Here is an 18,082-nt window from a genome sequence, read left to right as displayed (position 1 = left end):
GATCATGATCGGAGACTGGATCGACATCGGCCCGCTGTCGGCCATTCCCTCGCGCGGCGCCCGGACCGTACCCGTGGCCGGCGGCGAGGAGATCGCGATCTTCCGCACCGGGGACGACGCGGTCTATGCGCTCGTCAACCGCTGCCCCCACAAGCAGGGGCCGCTTAGCCAGGGCATCGTCCACGGTCATGCCGTGGCCTGTCCCCTCCACAATTGGCGCATCAACCTCGCCAGCGGCGAGGCGATTGGAGACGACAAGGGCTGCGTTCCGACCATCCCGGCGAAGGTGGATGCCGGTCGCGTGCTGATCTCCCGCCTCCACGCCGTCACGTCGGCGCTGGCTGCCTGAGATGGGCGCGATCCGCACCACCTGCGCCTATTGCGGCGTCGGCTGCGGCATCGCGGCGACCGTCACCGGGTCTCGCTCGGTCGAGGTTGCAGGCGACGTGGGCCACCCCGCCAATCATGGGCGGCTTTGCTCAAAGGGCACCCATCTGGGCCAGACGGTCGGCCTGGAGGGACGGCTGCTGCATCCGATGATCGGCAAACGTCGGACCTCATGGGACAAAGCGATCGATCTGGTCGCCACCCGCTTTCATGAAGCGATCGCCCGTCATGGGCCCGACAGCGTCGCCTTCTACGTCTCAGGCCAACTGCTGACCGAGGATTATTATGTGGCCAACAAGCTGATGAAGGGTTTCATCGGCTCCGCCAATATCGACACCAATTCACGCCTTTGTATGTCGAGCGCGGTGGCCGGACACCTGCGTGCGTTCGGCGAGGATGTCGTGCCCGCGACGTACGACGATCTCGACGCAGCAGACTTGATCGTCCTCGTCGGTTCGAACACCGCATGGTGCCACCCGATCGTCTACCAACGCATCCAGTCGGCGCGGGCGGCACGCGGCACCAAAGTCGTCGTCATCGATCCGCGCCGAACAGAGACCGCCGAAGAGGCCGACCTGCATCTGCCGCTGCGTCCCGGCAGCGACGTGGCGCTGATGAACGGCCTGCTCGCCTGGCTCGCCCAGCAACACCTGCTGGACGGTGATTTCCTCGCCCGCAGCGTCGCTACCCCTGAGGGCTTCTGGCAGACGCTCTCCGAAGGCACCGATCTCTGGTCGACCGCCAAGGCGTGCGACCTCCCGCCGCCTGACCTGCTCCGCTTCTACGAGCTGTTCGCCGCCCATCCGCGCACCGTCACGATGTTCAGCCAAGGCATCAACCAGTCGCTGCGCGGCACCGATCAGGTCAATGCGATCCTGAACCTGCACCTCGCCACTGGACGGATCGGCAAGCCCGGCGCGGCGCCTTTCTCGATCACCGGTCAGCCCAACGCAATGGGTGGCCGTGAAGTCGGCGGCCTCGCCTCGACGCTGGCCGCCCACATGGATTTCTCGCCCGACAATGTCGCGCGCGTCGGCCGGTTCTGGGCAGCGCCCAACATGGTCACGAAGCCCGGCCTCAAGGCGGTCGACCTGTTCCGCGCCGTACGCGACGGGACGATCAAGGCGCTGTGGATCATGGCGACCAACCCGGCGGTCAGTATGCCCGACGCCGGCATGGTCCGCGAGGCGCTCGCCACCTGCCCCTTCGTCGTCGTGTCGGACGCGATCGCCGAGACCGACACTAGCCGCCATGCCCATGTCCGCCTGCCCGCCGCCGGTTGGGGCGAGAAGGACGGGACCGTCACCAATTCGGAACGCTGCGTCAGTCGTCAGCGCGCCCTGCTGCCATCCCCCGGCCAAGTCAAAGCGGACTGGTGGATCGTCACGCAGGTCGCGCGCCGCATGGGCTGGCGGAGCGCCTTCACCTTTGATTGTCCGGCCGACATCTGGCGCGAGCATTGTCGCCTCACCGCCTATCAGAATGACGGCGCGCGCCTGCTGAACCTCAGGGCCCACGCCGCCATCGGCAACGCCGCCTATGACGCTATGGAGCCCTTCCGCTGGGGCGGGTTTCCGTTCGCCGATGGTCGCTTTCCGACGGCGGAGGGCAAGGCACGGCTCGTCCCGGTGCGGCAGGCGGCGGCGCTAGTGCCCCCCCCACTCTATCCATTCACGCTCAATACCGGCCGCTATCGCGATCAGTGGCACACGATGACGCGCACCGGCCTCGCGCCGAAGCTCGCCCGCCACCGGCCCGAGCCCTTGGTCGAGATGCACCCGGCCGACGCCGCCTCTCTCGACCTTGCCGACGGTGACATCGCCCGCCTGACGACCGCGCAGGGACAGAGTCTGTTCCGGGTCAACCTGACCGACGGGCAGCGTCCCGGGGAACTGTTCACCCCGATCCACTGGACCGACATGCAGGGCAGTGGCGGCCGTACCGGGCTGCTGCCTCATCCTCTTGTCGACCCCCATTCCGGCCAGCCCGGCTTCAAGGCGACCCCCGCCCGCATCGAGAAAGTCGCGATCGACTGGCGGGGATTCCTTCTCGTCGCGGGCGAGGCACCGCGCATTCCGGACTGCCTCTGGCACACGCGCATAACTGTCGAGGGCGGCTCGCTGTACGAACTGGCCGGCATCGGAAATCAAGCCTCGTTGGAGGGTGCACTGCCGCCGGGCGAGCGGATCGAAGCCCATGATGCTGCGCGCGGATCCTGGCGGCTGGCGATCCTTGACAAAGGGCACCTGCGCGCGAGCCTCTTCATCACCCGGGACGGCGCGCTGCCGTCTCGCGACTGGCTCATCACCCAGCTTGGGATCGCTCAGCACGGCTCCGAAATCCTCGCCGGCCGCGCGCCCGGCTCGCACACCGATCGCGGTGCAATTGTCTGCGTCTGTTTCGACGTCGGCGTCACCACTATTGTCCATGCGATTGCGAGCCAGCGCCTCACTGACTCCGCTAGCGTCGGCCGTGCACTCGGCGCCGGTACCAACTGCGGCTCCTGCCGCCCGGCGATCGCGAAGCTGCTTAGCGCGGCCATGGCGACAACGGACAATCCTCCCGCAGTCCGGAACGGAGTCACTCCATGAGCACGGACTTCCTCCCCGGCACGGTATGGCTGGTTGGTGCCGGACCTGGCGACCCGGACCTCCTCACCCGCAAGGCGGAGCGCCTGCTGGAACGAGCAGACATTGTGTTCTACGACGCGCTCGTCGGCCCCGGTATATTGGCGCTGACCTCTCCAAACATCGAGCGAGTGAGCGTCGGCAAGCGCTCGGGGCGTCATTCGAAGGATCAGGGCTCAATCAACGACCTGCTAGTCGAAGCTGCTCTTGCCGGCCGACGAGTCGTTCGTTTGAAGGGTGGCGATCCGTCAATATTCGGTCGCTCCGCCGAAGAGATTGCCCATCTCGCGGCGAACGGCGTGACGGTCAACATATGCCCGGGCGTGACCACGGCAAGCGCGGCAGCCGCCAACGGGGGTGCCTCGCTGACGCTTCGAGCCAACGCCCGCAAGCTTACCTTCGTGACGGCTCATGCTCGAGCGGGCGAGGAGTTGCAGCTTGATTGGCGGACACTCGCGGCGAGTGACATGACGCTCGCCGTCTATATGGCCCGAAGCGCCGCAACCGACATTGCGCGGGAACTGATCACGGCTGGTCGGTCTGCGCACACGCCCGTTATGATCGCCGTCAATGTCTCCTTGCCGGCAGAAAGGATCATCCGAGGTACACTTGCGGCACTGCCCTTCCTGGTTGATACGATCGCGGAGGACGATCCAACGCTCTTGCTGATCGGCGACGCAACAGCGCGCCCTATGTCGGCTGATAGTCTGAAAACTGTTCAGCCTCGCTACATGTCAAGTGATTTGCATCGTTGATCTGCGATTTTGGAGGCGATCTCTTGCGAAACATTGCGCAAGACGATCAATGCCGGTTTACGTTCTCAGTTTCAGCGTCGACGAGCGACTGTAGTTAGGGCGCTTTGTAGATCGATTGGTTTGTGGCGCTCGATGGCCGGATTTGTTGGCAGCAGACGCTAGCGTCTGCTGCCCTTAGCGTCTGATTTTGGTCGGGAGTCGCTAGTACGGAACTTCGCATTCTGGTGGAATGCGTAACGGCGGCGTCCAGATGCTCGAATTGGTGTTCAGACTGAGTGAGTGCGTTGCTGGCTGTTCGCTTTCTCCCAATGGACCCGTCGAGCCGCTGTGATAAGCTCGAGCAACGGCTGCACCGAATTGGCGGAGTTGGGGCGCTTCCGCGCAACAGTCTTATCTGCGTGCAGACAGGGAGCGAACGTGATGCGTTGCTGGATTGATGCCCGATTGGCTGTCCTCGCTGCCTTGGCGATCCCGCTCTCCGCATGTAGCGGCGGAAAGGATAGGGAGGCGAATTCCGAACCAGCGACCGACACTGCGTCAACGGGTCTCCCCAAAACTGCGCGCGAATATGTCGACAGCTTCATTACCGAGGATTCGGACAGGTGTTTCGGAAAGGTCGAACTGGAGAAGGCGGTGCTGGAGAAGCGTAGGAATCCGATCGGCACGGCGGTCCAGCCGACACGCGTGATCATCGCGATCGACGGGTCAGGCTCCATGGCCGGTCTGATCGGTGGTCAGACCAAGCTTGCGCTGGCGCGTCAGTCCGCGATCGGCTTCATCGATGGCCTCCCGTCTACCGTCCAGGCTTCGCTGCTCGTCTTCGGCCAGCAAGGTGACAATAGCGAGGCCGGCAAGGCAAAGTCCTGCCGAAGCGTCGACATCCTCGCGCCGATGTCGGCAGATCACGCGGGCCTGATTGCCGCGGTGAAGGACGTTCGCGCCACGGGCTGGACACCGCTCGCCGCCGGGCTCGAACGCGCCCAAGCACTGCTCGACACCGCCGCAAAGCCCGGCGAACAGGTGATCTACGTCGTCTCCGATGGCGAAGAGACCTGCGGCGGTGATCCGGTCGCGGTCGCGCGACGGATAAACGCTGGGAATACGCGAGCGGTGGTGAATATCATCGGATTCGGTCTTCCTTCAAAGGAAGCGGCGGCGCTAAAGGCGGTCGCAGATGCCGGCGGCGGCGGCTTCGTCAACGTCCTGACCGGTGCCGATTTTGATCGGACCATCGCAATGGTGCGCGAGTCAAATCGTCAGTCGGCAAACGCCGTCCGCACGAGTAATGCGATGAGCCGCAACGCGGTCAATACGTCCGACGTTGTCTCCGATGCCTCGCTGTGCATCAGCGACCTAGTGGATGGCGAGAGCAAGCGCATGAGCGATGATCTTTCGGCGCGATGGAAGCGCGGTGAGAAGGTGCCATTCTCCAGCGAGGCGTTGAGGCTCGCGCGGGAACGCCATCGCGCGCTCCTCGATCGTGCGGTGGCCTTTTCGAAAAAGCTTGGTGCCGAAGAGGAAGCGGCGAGTAGTGAAATGCGTGCTGCAGAAAATGTTCAGCGCTGAAGTGCAATGAACCTCCTGCCGCGAAGGAAAGATCACGCTTCGGAGCGGCCGGCGTTCCGGGGCCTTGGCGGGGTAAGTGTCCGGCACCGTGTTTGCGGCTTGGCGCTGGCACCGCTCACAATATTCTTAAGCAAGAAGCGGCTTTCGATCTTAGGCCTTCCTGAAAAGCGACCGCTCTTGGGGCGGGAGCCGTCAGCGCGGAAGCACGCTTTCAGGGCGCTACCGCCGATGGAAAGATTAGGAATGCTATGGCCGCTTTCGGCCCGGGCGGTGTTCCCACCCGTCAATGGGAATGGCCTAAGTTGGTCGCGTGCGGCCGGAAGCGGAACGCCGCGTCATGGGACTAACTCGTCGTTCCGGCCGGGTAATCTAACGTCCGACTTCTCCGAAACCGGACCCTCTGCACTCAGGTACCAGCGCCGACTACGTGGGAATAAGACCGAAATGTCGGTAGCCGTCCATGAGTGCGTCAAACACCCCAATGTCCGCGCGACTTCGTGCCATAAGCTGCGCGCCTGAAACGGCCGCGAAGATGCTTCGCGCGCGCCGTTCGCTTTCTTCGGGCGTCGCGCCGGTCGCAGCCGAAACCGCCCTGGTGAGCCACTTCACGTTGATTTCGGCAAAAGCCTGCACCTCGATCCTTACGCTTTCGGGCAGATCGTCATGCTCGGCGGACATGAAGCTGGCCAGGCACATACGGTTGTCGTTCTCGAGCGACTGTCGGAAGGTCTCGGGATAATGCAGGAGCCACTCCTTGGGATCGGCATATCGGTCCCATAACGCCCCGAGCGTGGCATCCGAGCTTTCCCAGTAGCGGCGAGCCACAGCGGCACCGAGATCCGCTTTCGTGCGGAAGTGATAATGGATGCTGGCGCCTTTGATGCCCACTTCACTGGCGAGCTCGCGGAAGTTCAGGCCGCTATAACCGTGCGCCTGCACCGCACGTCGCCCTGCTTCAAGGATCGCTTCTCTCATATCGGTAGCCATGGAGCCTCATTTTCGAGCTGCCTATCAAGTGATAGATAGACGTTGACTCGGCAAAAGGAAAGGTCCATTCGGTCACCTATCAAGTGACAGGTAGGATGCCGATATGACCGACGATCTACACTATGCCGATGCCACCAAGCTGGCCGAGTTGATCCGCACGAAAGAGGTTTCTCCCGTAGAGGTCGTAAAGGCGCATCTCGATCGGATCGGGGCTGTCGATCCGCAGGTGAACGCCATCGTGACCGTGGCTGAGCGCGCGTTGGAGGATGCCAGGAAGGCGGAGGCTGCAGTGCTTGCAGGGCTGCCTATAGGCCCGCTTCACGGCATCCCATTCACCGCCAAGGACTCGATTGATACCGCACAGGTCCTGACGCAGCGCGGCTCGCCGATCTTCAAGGGCCGCACGCCCAGTGCCGACGCCACCAGCGTCGCCCGGCTCAAGGCGGCGGGCGGCATCCTGCTTGCCAAGACCAACCTTCCCGAATTCTCCTATTGGATCGAAAGCGACAATCTGCTGTCGGGCCGGTCGAACAATCCCTGGGACCTCAGCCGCACGCCGGGTGGTTCCAGCGGCGGCGAGTCTGCCGCGATCGCGGCGGGCATGTCGCCCCTCGGCCTCGGGACCGACCTCGCCATCTCCGTTCGCGGACCTGCGGCGCAGACAGGTATCACCTCAATGAAGGCGACTCACGGACGCGTGCCGATGACCGGCATCTGGCCACGTGCGCCGCGCCGCTTCTGGCATGTCGGCCCCATGGCCCGCTCGGTGCGCGACGTGGCGCTCGCCTTCTCGCTGCTGGCTGGACCCGATGGGCAGGATGCCTTCGCCACCAGCACCGTCCAGTTCGACAACGGCATCGGCCAGCAGCCCTTCCGCCAGCTGCGCGTCGGTTGGATGGTCGGCCCCGGCTTCGGCCCGGTCGATCCCGAAGTGGCGGCCACCGTCAAGGCAGCCGCGGAAGCCCTCAGGAACATAGGCGTGCTCGTCGAGCAAGTCGGCATTCCCGCGCTGGAGCGCGACTTCGCGCTCGACGTGTTCAACCGCCTCCACGTGATGGAGATGCAACCCGCTTTCCGTGACGCGGTGGCAGGGCATGAAGACCAGATGTACAAGATGTCCAGGACCATGCTGTCTCTGCCCGAGACGTCGCTCAAGGATTTCATCGAAGCCGAACAGGCCGCCGAGCGGCTGCGTGACGGCTATGCGGACTATTTCTCGCGCTACGACGCGCTGATAACCCATGTGCTGCCGATTCCCGCGCACAAGCATGGCGTTGAGGAATTCACGATCGACGGGCAGACGGTCGATGCGACGTATCTGCAGGGGGCCACGGTGCCGCTCAACGTGACCGGGCTGCCAGGCGTGGCGATGCGGTTCGGGACCAGCAGCGAAGGTCTGCCGATCAACGTGCAGATCGTCGGCAAGTGGCAGGCTGAGTCCACCATCCTGCACGTGGCGTCGCTTCTTGAGAGCGTGAGCCCGGTTCGCGGCCTCGTTCCCAACCTCTGAGAGACGTGCGGCCCGCGCGTTGGAACCTACCGCGCGGGCTGCGCCTCTGGACCTCGCAAGGAGCTGATGATGATTGATGTCGTTCGTCTTGAAGAGACGGGAGGCCCGGAGGTGTTGAAGCTCGATCGGATCGAGCCACAGCAGCCCGGTCCAGGAGAGGCGTGGCTCGAACAGCAGGCGATCGGGGTGAATTACCTCGACGTCACCCAGCGGAACGGCGCCGTGCTAATTCCGCTGCCAAACGGGCTTGGTCTTGAAGGCGCGGGATATGTTCGCGCAGTCGGCGCGGGCGTGACAAACGTCGCAATCGGAGATCGGGTCGCCTATGCGCTCGGACCTCTGGGGAGTTACGCAAGTGAGCGTTCATACCCCGCCGAGCGCCTTATCCACCTTCCCGGGGGGATCAGCTTCGCCGAGGCGGCCGCGACGCTGTTCAAGGGACTGACGGCGCAATATCTGATCAAGAGCACATACTCTGTCGCACCCGGCACCGTTGCATTGCTTTACGGCGCTGCAGGAGCAGTCGGGCAGATCATGGCGGCCTGGGCCACGCACCTGGGCGCGACGGTCATCGGGGTCGTTTCCCGCCGCTCAAGTGTCGCGCGGGCGCTGGCCGCGGGCTGCGAACATGTGCTAGTCTGGGGCGAGTGCGATATTCCCGCCGAGGTGCGCCGGCTCACTCGGGGCGAAATGGCGCATGTCGTCTATGACGGGGTTGGCAAGGCGACATTCGAGGCTTCGATCGACAGCCTGCGCTCGCGCGGCATGATGGTGTCGTTCGGAGCATCGTCGGGCGCGCCCGACCCCGTGGCGCTCGGCACCCTTAACAAGAAGTCGTTGTTCCTGACCCGACCGGGGCTGGCGGCGCATATCACCGATCTGCAGGAATATCGGGAGCGGGCACGAGACGTGTTCGACGCAATGTCGAGCAAGATCTTCGCGCCGAATATCTGGCGTGAAGCGCCCCTGGCGGACGTCGTCGAAATCCATCGCTCGCTTGACGTGGGCGGAAGCGAAGGGGCGATCGTCCTCACGCCGTGAGCTGAGCACCGCTTCAAGCCGCAACTCGCGATCTCTAAGGTGCGGGTGGCGCTATGCCGTTCAGAAGGGTCGAGATCGCGACAATCACCTGCATGGGCGCATATGGCTTTTGGAGCATTGTGCTATTGGGAACGCCCTTGACGGGCCACTCGGCCGCACTGTCTCCGCTCATATAGATGATAGGGATAAGCGGATTGAGTTCTCGTGCATGATGAGCGACCGCCCAACCATCGGGACCATCTCCAAGACGGATATCGGTGATCAGGCCCGCAAGTTCAGCTTGATGCGTGTCGAGGATACCGATCGCGTCTTGCCCGGCGGGGGCAGTCAGCGTCTTGAAGCCAGCCTCTTCCAACTCGTCCTCGAGCGTCAATAGTATCGCTGGGTCGTCTTCCACGAGAAGCAGCAAAACCGCGTCCGTCATTTCCCTGGCCCTTACTAAGGCGCCGTCCCTCGTTCGCTACACCGAAACAGGCAAGTTTCCGTGTGGATTTGCACGGTGCTCCTCCATAACACACAGCTCGGACATATGTTACCGGGAGCGCGGCTTAAACTGCTCGCTTTGGCCATTTTCTTATATGTCATGACTCAAGCCCGCCAAGGCTTCGTGGAAGGCGCCAATTTGTTTTCTACCCGGGCACATTGCTCAACACCATTTCGAGCCTGGAACAAACGCCGTCCACGAAGGTTGAAGCAGATGATCATTCGTCCTCGCAAACGTGTGGATTTTATGGACCCGAGCGGGGCGTCCGACTCACGTATGGGAGACAATCATGGTGAAACTCGCTCTTTATGTGCCGCTGAAGGCGAAGCCCGGCAAGGAAAGCGAGGTCGCGGCATTCCTCCGATCTGCGCTTCCTCTCGTCCAGCAAGAAGCCGGCACATTGAACTGGTACGCCATTGAAGAAGGGCCGGGACAATACGCAATCTTCGACACCTTCGATAGCGAGGAGGATCGGCAGGCCCATCTTGATGGCAAGGTGGCTGCAGCTTTGATGGACAAGGCGAGCGAACTATTCTCGGAGGCGCCGCAAATCCACAAACTTACGGTTCTCGCGGCGAAGTAGGTAGCTTTTCAATTATTCAATGCTGCGGACTGGGCCGCTTGTCGCCGTCGGTTCTTGGGCGCCCAGAAGCCAAAGGATCCAGTCTTGGCTGGATCAGGCGGGTAAGGCGATAGGGTCTGCGATGTCCGCTAGTGGGCCCACGGGGACGGCGGCTCAGTGATCGTCTTTGGGGCGCATTGCCAACCCGCCGCTTTGCGCGGGCTGACGGCAGCTTGCGGTTTGAGCCGATATACCGAGCGCTGAATCGAAACGGCGTATGTTGTAGAGTGCTGCCGCCTGGACCCTTCAAGCCCGCAGAGCAGCGATAATTGCCCTCATACCTGCTGAAAGATACTTCCGGGTCGGGTAATAGAGATACAGCCAGTCCTCCGGCGCGATCCAATCGGCAAGGCATGACACGAGCCTGCCGCTCTCGACGTAGGGACGAGCCCGGTCTTCCCAGACGTAGGCGAGAGCGATGCCAGCCAGTGCCGCCTCGATCATCAATTCGTGGTCATGCAGCGCCAGAGGCCCCGAGACATCGATATCGATCTCGTCGCCGTCGCGACCAAACGACCAAGGGTATGCGACGCCACTTGGATACGTGTTGCGCACGCAAATATGTCGGGCAAGATCGGCCGGTTCCGTTGGTATGCCGTGCTGCGTGAAATAGGCAGGCGATCCGACCACGGCAAAGCGCAGCCGCGGCTTGATCTTCACCGCAGTCATGCCATCGCGCAGGCTTTCGCCGAGCCGGATACCGGCATCGAAGCCCTCTTCGACGATATCGACCAGCCGGTCCGTTGCCACGATCTCGAGCGTGAGGTTCGGGTTGGCGGCGATCAGCGGTCCGATCACCGGCCCAAGCACGAATGGAGCGACCGAATTCGGCGCGTTGATCCTCACCGTCCCGAACGGCGTGTCCCTGAACTGGTTGAGCGCATCCATTGCCGAGCCGATCTCGCCGAAAGCCGGGGACAGTTGGGCGAGCAGCATCGCGCCGGCATCGGTAAGGGAAACGCTGCGCGTCGTGCGGTTGAGCAGCCGGATGCCCACGCGCGCTTCCAGATTGCTGACGGCGTGGCTGATCGCCGACGCCGTCACCCCTCGCTCCTCGCTCGCCCGTCGGAAGCTTCGGTGACGGGCGACGGCGTCGAACGCGGCCAGTTCGGACAGGTCGGTCGCGCGCATTGCTGATTCTCACTCAGTATTGATGAGAAAACTATCCTCCTAATCGATTCAATTGGAAAGGACCAAAAAGCTCCTGCCAGCCGGAAATGCTCCGGCGGAAGCAAGGAGATATCCAATGGCCGACTTCATTCCGCCCGCCCACAACAACGCCTCGCCCTTCGCCGACATGCGCGGCCACCACGTCGCGGTGCGGACGCCGGACCTGCAGACCGCGCTCGACTTTTATGTGAGCACGCTCGACTTCCGCGTCGTCGCCAAGTGGGACTATGCCGACGAGCAGCTCGCTTATGTGGCGCCGGCGACCGACGATCACTTCTACGTCGAGATCTTGGGCGGCGGCGATCCCCAGCCGCAGGATGTGCGTCCCTATACCGATCTTGGCAGCAGCCTTGGCTGGACCGGCTACCACCACTTCTGCCTGAACGTCGACAGCGTGGAAGCGACCGTCGAGAAGCTCCGCAGCCGCGGCGTCACCATCGTCACCGAGCCGTTCGTGCTCGAAGCGATCAGCCGCAAGCTCGCTTTCTTCTGCGACCCCTTCGGCAATCTGATCGAACTGGCCGAGGTGCTTGCCTGATCTCCCCACGCACAGAATGACCGGCCGGCCCTCGCGTGAGGGGCGGCCAGCCCTCTCTCCACGCAAAGGAACACCGCATGTCCAAATCCATCATGATCATCGGCGCCGGCCCCGGCATCGGTCAGGCCGTCGCCCGCAGGTTCGGTCGCGAAGGCTGGCAGATCGTCCTGACCGGGCGCAGCGCCGATCGGCTCGCTACGCTGGCCGCCGACCTCAACGCCGAGGGCATCACCGCCCATATTGTCCCGGCGGACGCTACCGATCCGGCCTCGCTTCGCGCCGCCGTCGCCAAGGCCGAATACCTGACCGGCGGCCTCACCGCGGTGCACTTCAACGCGGGCGTGGTGCGCAACCATGATCTGTTCTCGATGACCGATGCCGAGATCGCCGGCGATCTGGCCATCGACGTCACCGCCGGGTTCAACACCATTCGCGCCGCGACCGAGATGTTCGGTGGGCGCGGCGGCACGATCCTTGTGACCGGGGGCGGGTTAGGAATTCACCCAAGCGCCGACTGGGCCGTGCTCGGCGCCGGCAAGGCTGCGCTACGCAACATCGTGCAGGGCCTGGCTGAGCCGATGGCCGAGCGGGGCATCCGCATCCGTATCGCGACAGTCGCGACGCTCGTCGCGCCCGACTCCGCCGAAGCGAGCGCGGCGGCCGATGTCTTCTGGATGCTCGCCACCGACCCGAATGCCGCTTGGGAAGCGGTCTATCCGGCCGCGTGAGCGAGCGCCGACACAAGGAGAATTCCCATGACCAAGACCATCGTTATCACCGGCGCGACCTCGGGCATCGGCTATGCCACCGCGCTCGCCTTCGCCCGTACGGGCGCGAATGTCGCAATCTCGGGGCGTCGCGCGGGACGCGGAGCCGAGGCCGTCGCGGAAATCGATCGGCTTGGCGGCGCCGGCTGGTTCCAGACCGCCGATGTCCAGGACGCCGCGCAGATCGAGGCCTTCATCGCCAACGCGGTCGACCGGTTCGGTCCGATCGACACGCTGATCACCAATGCCGGAATCGAGCCGCCGCATGTGCTGCCACTCGCCGAGTTGAGTGTGGAGGATGTCGATGCGGTGCTGGACACGAACATCCGCGGCACACTCCTCACCGCCAAATATGCGATCCCGCATCTGCGGCGGCCGGGCGGATCGATCATCACTGTGTCGTCGCTCTGGGGCCGGCAGGGCGGTGCGAAGCTGCCGGTCTATTCCGCCACGAAAGGCGGCTCGGAATCGCTGACCCGCGCCCTTGCTGTTGAGCTGGGCGGTGACGGCATCCGCGTAAACGGCATCGCGCCCGGCTTCATCAAGACCGAGATGTCGGACCGCTTCACGCAAGGGCGCGACATGCGGCCGTTCTACGAAGCGAACGTGCCGCTCGGACGCATTGGAGAGGCGCGGGAGATCGCCGACGCCATGCTTTGGCTGGCGTCCGACCAAGCCAGCTACGTCACCGGCCAGACCATCACGGTCGATGGTGGCCATAATATCAAGATGTCGGTTGCCGGGCTCTGATCCCCGAACCACCCCCAATCCAAGGGAGACTATCATGACCACCCAACTGACCCTGATCGCCCGCCTCACCGCAAAGCCTCAGCATGCCGTTGAACTCGGCGAAGCGCTGAAGGCGCTGATCTATCCCACCTCGAAAGAGGCCGGTTCGCTCGGCTACACGCTTCATCGGGACAATGACGATCCGAATGCCTGGATCCTCTACGAAACCTGGGCCTCGCGCGCCGACCTCGATGCGCATTTCGCGCAGCCTTACACCAAGGCGCTGCTCGTCAGGTTTCCTGATCTTCTCGCCCGAGAAATGGAACTGACCTTCGCAACCGCCATGAACCCCCGCGCCTGACCCGCGCTGCCTCTCGAAAGGATTTGGCCATGAAGACCTGGTTCATCACCGGCGCCTCGCGCGGTTTCGGCGCGCTGGTCGTAGACCGCGCCTTGGCTCGAGGTGACGCCGTCGTCGCGACCGCCCGCAGCCCCCGGGCTGTCGTCGATCGCTTTGGCGAGCAGCCCAATCTGCTGGCGCTGGCACTTGACGTGACGGATGAGAATCAAGTCGGCGCGGCGGTCGAAGCCGCCATCACCCGGTTCGGCCGTATCGACGTCCTGCTCAACAATGCCGGCTTCGGCCTGATGGGCGCTGTCGAGGAAGCGAGCGCCGCCGAGGTCGAAGCCGTCTATCGTACCAACGTGTTCGGTCTGCTCAACGTGACCCGCGGCGTACTGCCACACATGCGCGCCGCGCGCTCTGGTCGCGTGCTCAACATCTCGTCGATCGGAGGATATCGGGGCGCGGCAGGGTTTGGCGTCTATTCCTCCACGAAGTTTGCGGTCGAGGGGATTTCCGAGGCGTTGCACGCGGAACTGGCGCCGCTCGGCATCCATGTGACCGTCGTGGAGCCGGGCTATTTCCGAACGGACTTTCTCGACGCCTCGTCACTTTCGGTCAGCCCGGTGATCATCGACGATTATGTAGCCACCGCCGGTCGCGTCCGTTCTGTTGCGACAGGGCTGAACCATGCACAGCCCGGTGATCCGGCGAAACTCGCGCAGGTGCTTGTTGATTTCGCCGATGCCGCCAACCCTCCGGTCCGACTGCCACTTGGCAGTGACACCGTAGCAGCGATCGAAGCGAAGCATCTGGGGGATGCGGCTATTCTCGCTCAATGGAGAACGGTGTCGATATCGACAGATTTCGACGGAAGCTGACGTCGGCTCCGGGCAAATGAACCTTGACGCTCGGCGGCTGGATGAGGTCGCCTGCCACCGGGCAGGTTCAATGAGGCTCGAATGGTTGCTTCTACCCGCACCCGTCGTTCGAGCGAGCCAGCACGAACGTCTTGGTTTGGTCGACTGCTGTCGAGGGGCGAGGGGAACGGGCGCCCCCGCCTATGGCCGTTCATGGCATTGCCGCAACGGGAAGACGGAATGGCGCGCCCAGCCGATTGAACGCATTCATCGCCGCGATGACGAGGGTGAGGTCGACCAGATCCTTCGGCGCAAAGGCGGCGGCCGCAGCCGCATAAGCATCATCGGAGGCGTGGGTACTGCTGACGTTAGTCACCTCCTCGGCCCAGGCAAGCGCTGCGCGGTACTGATCGGGGAACAGGTGCGGCACTTCTGCCCAGACGGGGACCAGTGCAACCTTGTCGATTGCCATGGTCTTGAGCAGGTCGCGGGTATGCATATCGATGCAATGGGCGCAGCCGTTTATCTGCGAGACACGCAGGAAAATAAGATGAATAAGCTCTTCGGGCAGATTGGTCTTCTTCGTCACATAGTGATGGACACCGAAGAGAGCCTTGGCCCCGTCAGGAGAGATTTCAAACCAGTTCAAACGCTTCATTTCGGTCATGATGCTCGCCTCATCATCAGCGCCGACCATCGGCACTCACAAGGCATGACGAGACAGTCGGGCGCATCGTGACATCATTGCGCACATAATTTTTTGTCGTCCGTGTCACACTCGCCCGCGCCATCTCGTCAAGCGGGCAGACACTTGCATTGGAGACATGGACATGAAGATCGTGATCATCGGTGGCACGGGGTTGATCGGCCGGCCCTTGGGCGCTCTTCTGGAGGCAAAGGGCCATCAAGTTGTTGTCGCCTCGCCAAGCAGGGGCATCGACGCGCTCACTGGCGAGGGCCTGGACCATGCGATGGCGGACGCGTCCGTCGTGATCGATGTCAGCAATGCGCCCTCGTTCGAAGATGCGGCTGCACTCGCCTTCTTTCGCGGCACTACGACTAACCTGCTGGAAGCCGCGCGCAACGCCGGCGTGCGCCACTTCATAGCGCTCTCCGTGGTCGGCACGGATCGCCTCCAGGCATCCGGCTACTTCAGGGCCAAGCTTGTGCAGGAGCAGCTTATTGCAGCAGGAGGCGTGCCCTATACGATTGTGCGGGCGACCCAATTCTTTGAATTCCTGCCCACCATAGCGGACGGGTACACGCGAGAAGGTGCGGTGCATGTTCCGACAATTGCGTTCCAGCCTATCGCGGCCGCCGATGTCTCTGCACTGCTTGCCGAAATTGCCACATCCTCCCCCGTCGCGGGCATCGTCGAGGTGGCGGGGCCGGAACGAGCACCCCTTGCGGAATTTGCCGCCAACTGGCTTGGTGCCCACGACGATCCGCGTTTGATCCATGTGACGGCAGACGGCAATTATTTCGGCGCGCCGGCCGACGATCGCACCCTTGTTCCGGATGTTGGCGCGCGGCTGGTGCCCACCCGCTTTGAAACTTGGCTTGAAACCCAGACGCAGGAGCGGGCAGCATGAGCCGGGGCCTTACCCTTGCACTCGCGACACTGCTCGGGCTTGGCGCGCTGGCCAACGGCCTGTTCATGCTGGTGTCGCCGACAAATTGGTACTTCGCAGTGCCCGGCGTCACCACCACCGGGCCTTTCAACCAGCATTTCGTGCGCGACATCGGGCTGATTTTTCTTCTCGTTGGATCGGCGATGCTATTTGGTGTCGCCAGGCCGGCGACGCGCGTTGCTTCGTGGTCTGCTGCCGCGCTCTGGCTTGCCGGTCACGCGCTCTTCCATTTCTGGGAAGTGGCGGTGGGCATCTGCGGCACCGGCGCGCTGGTCCGGGACTTTCCCGCGGTAACCCTGCCGGCTATCCTTGCGAGCGCTCTTGCCCTTTGGGCATGGCGCGACGCGGCTCATGATGGGCTCCAATCCCGTTTGACGGAGCAATTTCGTGCTGCACAACGGTGAAAGCCTTGCAAGCTTCCAGGCAGAACGGCCCCGGCTTCTGCGCCTCGGGTACCGCATGCTGGGCTCGCTTAGCGAGGCTGAGGACATGGGCGCGATCCAGGCGGAGTGAACCGCCCCAGGTTTGCCGGAGGCTCCAAAGGTTAAGTTAGGCTGCCATGCGCTCGTCGTCGAGCATGGCGTAAGATCGATTCTCGGCCTCGGCGGGAGGCATGTTGCCGATTGGCTCGAGCAGACGGCGGTGGTTGAACCAGTCCACCCATTCGAGCGTGGCATATTCCACGGCCTCAAAAGATCGCCACGGCCCGCGTCGATGGATCACCTCGGCCTTGTAAAGGCCATTGATCGTCTCGGCCAAGGCATTGTCATAGGAGTCGCCGACGCTGCCGACGGACGGTTCGATCCCGGCTTCGGCGAGGCGTTCGGTGTACCTGATGGATACGTATTGGGCGGATTCAATCGGTCGTCGCAACGCTTTGAACATGGAGGTTTGCGATGGACATCAAGACGCGGCGTTCGGACCGATGCGCCCGGTCGCGCCTGGCCCGCTCGGAAAGCAGGTATGGGGGTCTCGTCGCTGCGCGACGTGCTGATGATAGGTGAATGGGGCAATCGGCAGAACTCTGCAGATCGGCTCGACCCCATAGGCCTCACGATATTCGTCGATGAAGGCGATCATTTGCGGAACGGGCGGTCGAGCTCCGCCTGGGCAAAATATGCGGACGCCTTGCGCAGGATCTCGTTGGCCTGCCGCAGCTCGCGGTTCTCGCGCTCCAGTGCCTTCAGCTTCTTCGCGACATCTGTGGGCACGCCGGCACGCTTGCCGCTATCGACCTCCGCCTTTTTCACCCATTCCAACAGGGTGTGCGCGGAGCAGCCGATCTTCTCGGCTATCGACACCACCGCCGCCCAGCGAGACAGGTGTTCCCCCTCATGCTCGACAACCATGCGTACGGCCCGCTCGCGGACCTCAGGCGAAAACTTGTTCGTCGTCTTGCTCATCGTGGCTCCACTCTCTCAGGAGCCGGAGCCTCCGCCAAACCTGGGGCGGTTCAGGTGAGCGAGGAGCGCGACATCCTTAAAAAAGCCACCGCGTATCTCGCTCGAGATGCAAAGTGAGATATGCCTTCATTGCCGAGCATCGCGATCGTTTCGGCGTGCGGGCCATGTGCCGGTGCCTCGCCGTGCACCCCAGCGGCTACTATGCTTGGCAGAAGAGCCCACTGAGCCGACGTGCGCGGCAAGATGCTCGGCAGACCGAGTTGATCCGGCGGGCCTGGAATGACAGCGGCAAGGTCTATGGCTACCGCAAACTGCACGATGATCTGCTGGATCATGGCGAGACCTGCTGCCCGAACCGCGTTGCGCGGTTGACCCGGCTGGCGGGGATCAAGGCGCAGATCGGCTACAAGCGCAGGCCGGTCAGCTATGGCGGCAAGCCCTCCCTGGCGGTCGACAACACTCTGGACCGCCAGTTCGACGTGGCTGCGCCAGATCGAGCCCGGGTGACAGACATCACCTACATCCGCACCCTGGAAGGCTTTGCCTACTTAGGTGTCGTGATCGACCTCTACTCGCGCCGCGTGGTGGGTTGGTCGGTGCAGAGCCGGCAGAGATGCGGCGACGGTACTTGAACTTCGCGAAGGAACCCTCGTTGGCCCCAG

At 63.3% G+C, this 18,082-nt stretch carries 18 protein-coding genes, 2 pseudogenes and 1 other annotated feature; of the genes and pseudogenes, 15 read left to right on the top strand and 5 right to left on the bottom strand.

The genetic code is table 11. The features are described from left to right. The first annotated feature begins 4 nt into the window (after positions 1-4). From nirD to GQY20_RS20450, 4 genes are all read left to right on the top strand, one after another. Complete coding sequence (nirD, locus tag GQY20_RS20465; protein ID WP_198351086.1) at positions 5-349, top strand: nitrite reductase small subunit NirD; 345 nt, start codon at positions 5-7, stop codon at positions 347-349. A 1-nt stretch (position 350) separates the two neighbouring features. After that, the gene (locus GQY20_RS20460) at positions 351-2,978 is read left to right on the top strand and encodes a nitrate reductase (RefSeq protein ID WP_157218983.1); all 2,628 of its coding nucleotides are present in this window, start codon (positions 351-353) and stop codon (positions 2,976-2,978) included. Beyond that, the gene (cobA, locus tag GQY20_RS20455) at positions 2,975-3,769 is read left to right on the top strand and encodes a uroporphyrinogen-III C-methyltransferase (RefSeq protein WP_157218982.1); all 795 of its coding nucleotides are present in this window, start codon (positions 2,975-2,977) and stop codon (positions 3,767-3,769) included. The genes GQY20_RS20460 and cobA overlap by 4 nt, the downstream gene beginning before the upstream one ends. Positions 3,770-4,189: 420 nt before the next feature. After that, on the top strand, positions 4,190-5,335 hold the full coding sequence (locus GQY20_RS20450; RefSeq protein ID WP_157218981.1) for a VWA domain-containing protein: 1,146 nt from the start codon (positions 4,190-4,192) through the stop codon (positions 5,333-5,335). Between the two features lie 423 nt (positions 5,336-5,758). On the opposite strand, the gene GQY20_RS20445 is transcribed toward GQY20_RS20450, so the two are convergent. Continuing rightward, positions 5,759-6,322: a TetR/AcrR family transcriptional regulator gene (locus GQY20_RS20445; RefSeq protein ID WP_157218980.1), complete on the bottom strand. Its 564-nt coding sequence runs from the start codon at positions 6,320-6,322 to the stop codon at positions 5,759-5,761. Between the two features lie 103 nt (positions 6,323-6,425). Here GQY20_RS20445 and GQY20_RS20440 point away from each other — a divergent pair, with 103 nt between their 5' ends. Then, on the top strand, positions 6,426-7,832 hold the full coding sequence (locus GQY20_RS20440) for an amidase (RefSeq protein ID WP_157218979.1): 1,407 nt from the start codon (positions 6,426-6,428) through the stop codon (positions 7,830-7,832). Positions 7,833-7,901: 69 nt separating this feature from the next. After that, positions 7,902-8,873: a quinone oxidoreductase family protein gene (locus GQY20_RS20435; protein ID WP_157219026.1), complete on the top strand. Its 972-nt coding sequence runs from the start codon at positions 7,902-7,904 to the stop codon at positions 8,871-8,873. A gap of 34 nt (positions 8,874-8,907) precedes the next feature. Here the strand turns inward: GQY20_RS20435 and GQY20_RS20430 are convergent, their stop codons facing one another. Beyond that, positions 8,908-9,297 (bottom strand): response regulator, encoded by a 390-nt coding sequence (locus GQY20_RS20430; protein WP_157218978.1) that lies wholly within the window; start codon positions 9,295-9,297, stop codon positions 8,908-8,910. A gap of 349 nt (positions 9,298-9,646) precedes the next feature. On the opposite strand from GQY20_RS20430, the gene GQY20_RS20425 reads away from it, so the two are divergent. Further along, positions 9,647-9,940 carry a putative quinol monooxygenase gene (locus GQY20_RS20425; protein ID WP_157218977.1) on the top strand — a complete coding sequence of 98 codons (294 nt, stop codon included), beginning with the start codon at positions 9,647-9,649 and terminating at the stop codon, positions 9,938-9,940. A 285-nt stretch (positions 9,941-10,225) separates the two neighbouring features. On the opposite strand, the gene GQY20_RS20420 is transcribed toward GQY20_RS20425, so the two are convergent. Beyond that, complete coding sequence (locus tag GQY20_RS20420) at positions 10,226-11,110, bottom strand: LysR family transcriptional regulator (RefSeq protein WP_157218976.1); 885 nt, start codon at positions 11,108-11,110, stop codon at positions 10,226-10,228. A gap of 115 nt (positions 11,111-11,225) precedes the next feature. Here GQY20_RS20420 and GQY20_RS20415 point away from each other — a divergent pair, with 115 nt between their 5' ends. The 5 genes from GQY20_RS20415 (at position 11,226) to GQY20_RS20395 (ending at position 14,407) form a co-directional block, all read left to right on the top strand. Then, positions 11,226-11,687: a VOC family protein gene (locus tag GQY20_RS20415; RefSeq protein ID WP_157218975.1), complete on the top strand. Its 462-nt coding sequence runs from the start codon at positions 11,226-11,228 to the stop codon at positions 11,685-11,687. A 92-nt stretch (positions 11,688-11,779) separates the two neighbouring features. Next, complete coding sequence (locus GQY20_RS20410) at positions 11,780-12,415, top strand: SDR family oxidoreductase (protein ID WP_198351085.1); 636 nt, start codon at positions 11,780-11,782, stop codon at positions 12,413-12,415. A gap of 27 nt (positions 12,416-12,442) precedes the next feature. Continuing rightward, the gene (locus GQY20_RS20405; protein ID WP_157218973.1) at positions 12,443-13,204 is read left to right on the top strand and encodes an SDR family NAD(P)-dependent oxidoreductase; all 762 of its coding nucleotides are present in this window, start codon (positions 12,443-12,445) and stop codon (positions 13,202-13,204) included. Positions 13,205-13,238: 34 nt separating this feature from the next. Then, the gene (locus GQY20_RS20400) at positions 13,239-13,544 is read left to right on the top strand and encodes a putative quinol monooxygenase (protein WP_157218972.1); all 306 of its coding nucleotides are present in this window, start codon (positions 13,239-13,241) and stop codon (positions 13,542-13,544) included. 29 nt (positions 13,545-13,573) lie between these two features. Next, complete coding sequence (locus GQY20_RS20395; RefSeq protein ID WP_157218971.1) at positions 13,574-14,407, top strand: SDR family NAD(P)-dependent oxidoreductase; 834 nt, start codon at positions 13,574-13,576, stop codon at positions 14,405-14,407. Positions 14,408-14,597: 190 nt separating this feature from the next. Here the strand turns inward: GQY20_RS20395 and GQY20_RS20390 are convergent, their stop codons facing one another. Beyond that, positions 14,598-15,053 carry a carboxymuconolactone decarboxylase family protein gene (locus GQY20_RS20390; protein ID WP_232476172.1) on the bottom strand — a complete coding sequence of 152 codons (456 nt, stop codon included), beginning with the start codon at positions 15,051-15,053 and terminating at the stop codon, positions 14,598-14,600. Positions 15,054-15,216: 163 nt separating this feature from the next. On the opposite strand from GQY20_RS20390, the gene GQY20_RS20385 reads away from it, so the two are divergent. After that, the gene (locus tag GQY20_RS20385; protein ID WP_157218970.1) at positions 15,217-15,978 is read left to right on the top strand and encodes an SDR family oxidoreductase; all 762 of its coding nucleotides are present in this window, start codon (positions 15,217-15,219) and stop codon (positions 15,976-15,978) included. Then, complete coding sequence (locus tag GQY20_RS20380; protein WP_157218969.1) at positions 15,975-16,421, top strand: hypothetical protein; 447 nt, start codon at positions 15,975-15,977, stop codon at positions 16,419-16,421. Before GQY20_RS20385 ends, GQY20_RS20380 begins: the two co-directional genes overlap by 4 nt. Positions 16,422-16,566: 145 nt before the next feature. On the opposite strand, the pseudogene GQY20_RS33070 reads toward GQY20_RS20380, so the two are convergent. Further along, positions 16,567-17,420: pseudogene (locus GQY20_RS33070) on the bottom strand (transposase). Further along, positions 17,023-17,139, bottom strand: a sequence feature (AL1L pseudoknot). It overlaps the preceding pseudogene by 117 nt. A gap of 51 nt (positions 17,421-17,471) precedes the next feature. Here GQY20_RS33070 and GQY20_RS20365 point away from each other — a divergent pair. Continuing rightward, positions 17,472-18,031, top strand: a pseudogene (locus GQY20_RS20365) (IS3 family transposase); the annotation flags it as partial. Positions 18,032-18,082: the final 51 nt, after the last annotated feature.

It is taken from the genome of Flavisphingomonas formosensis, assembly GCF_009755815.1.
In the GTDB taxonomy this organism is placed as follows: Bacteria; Pseudomonadota; Alphaproteobacteria; order Sphingomonadales; family Sphingomonadaceae; genus Flavisphingomonas; species Flavisphingomonas formosensis.
Note: the sequence above shows the minus strand (reverse complement) of the source record. Positions and strands in the feature narration are given on the sequence as shown.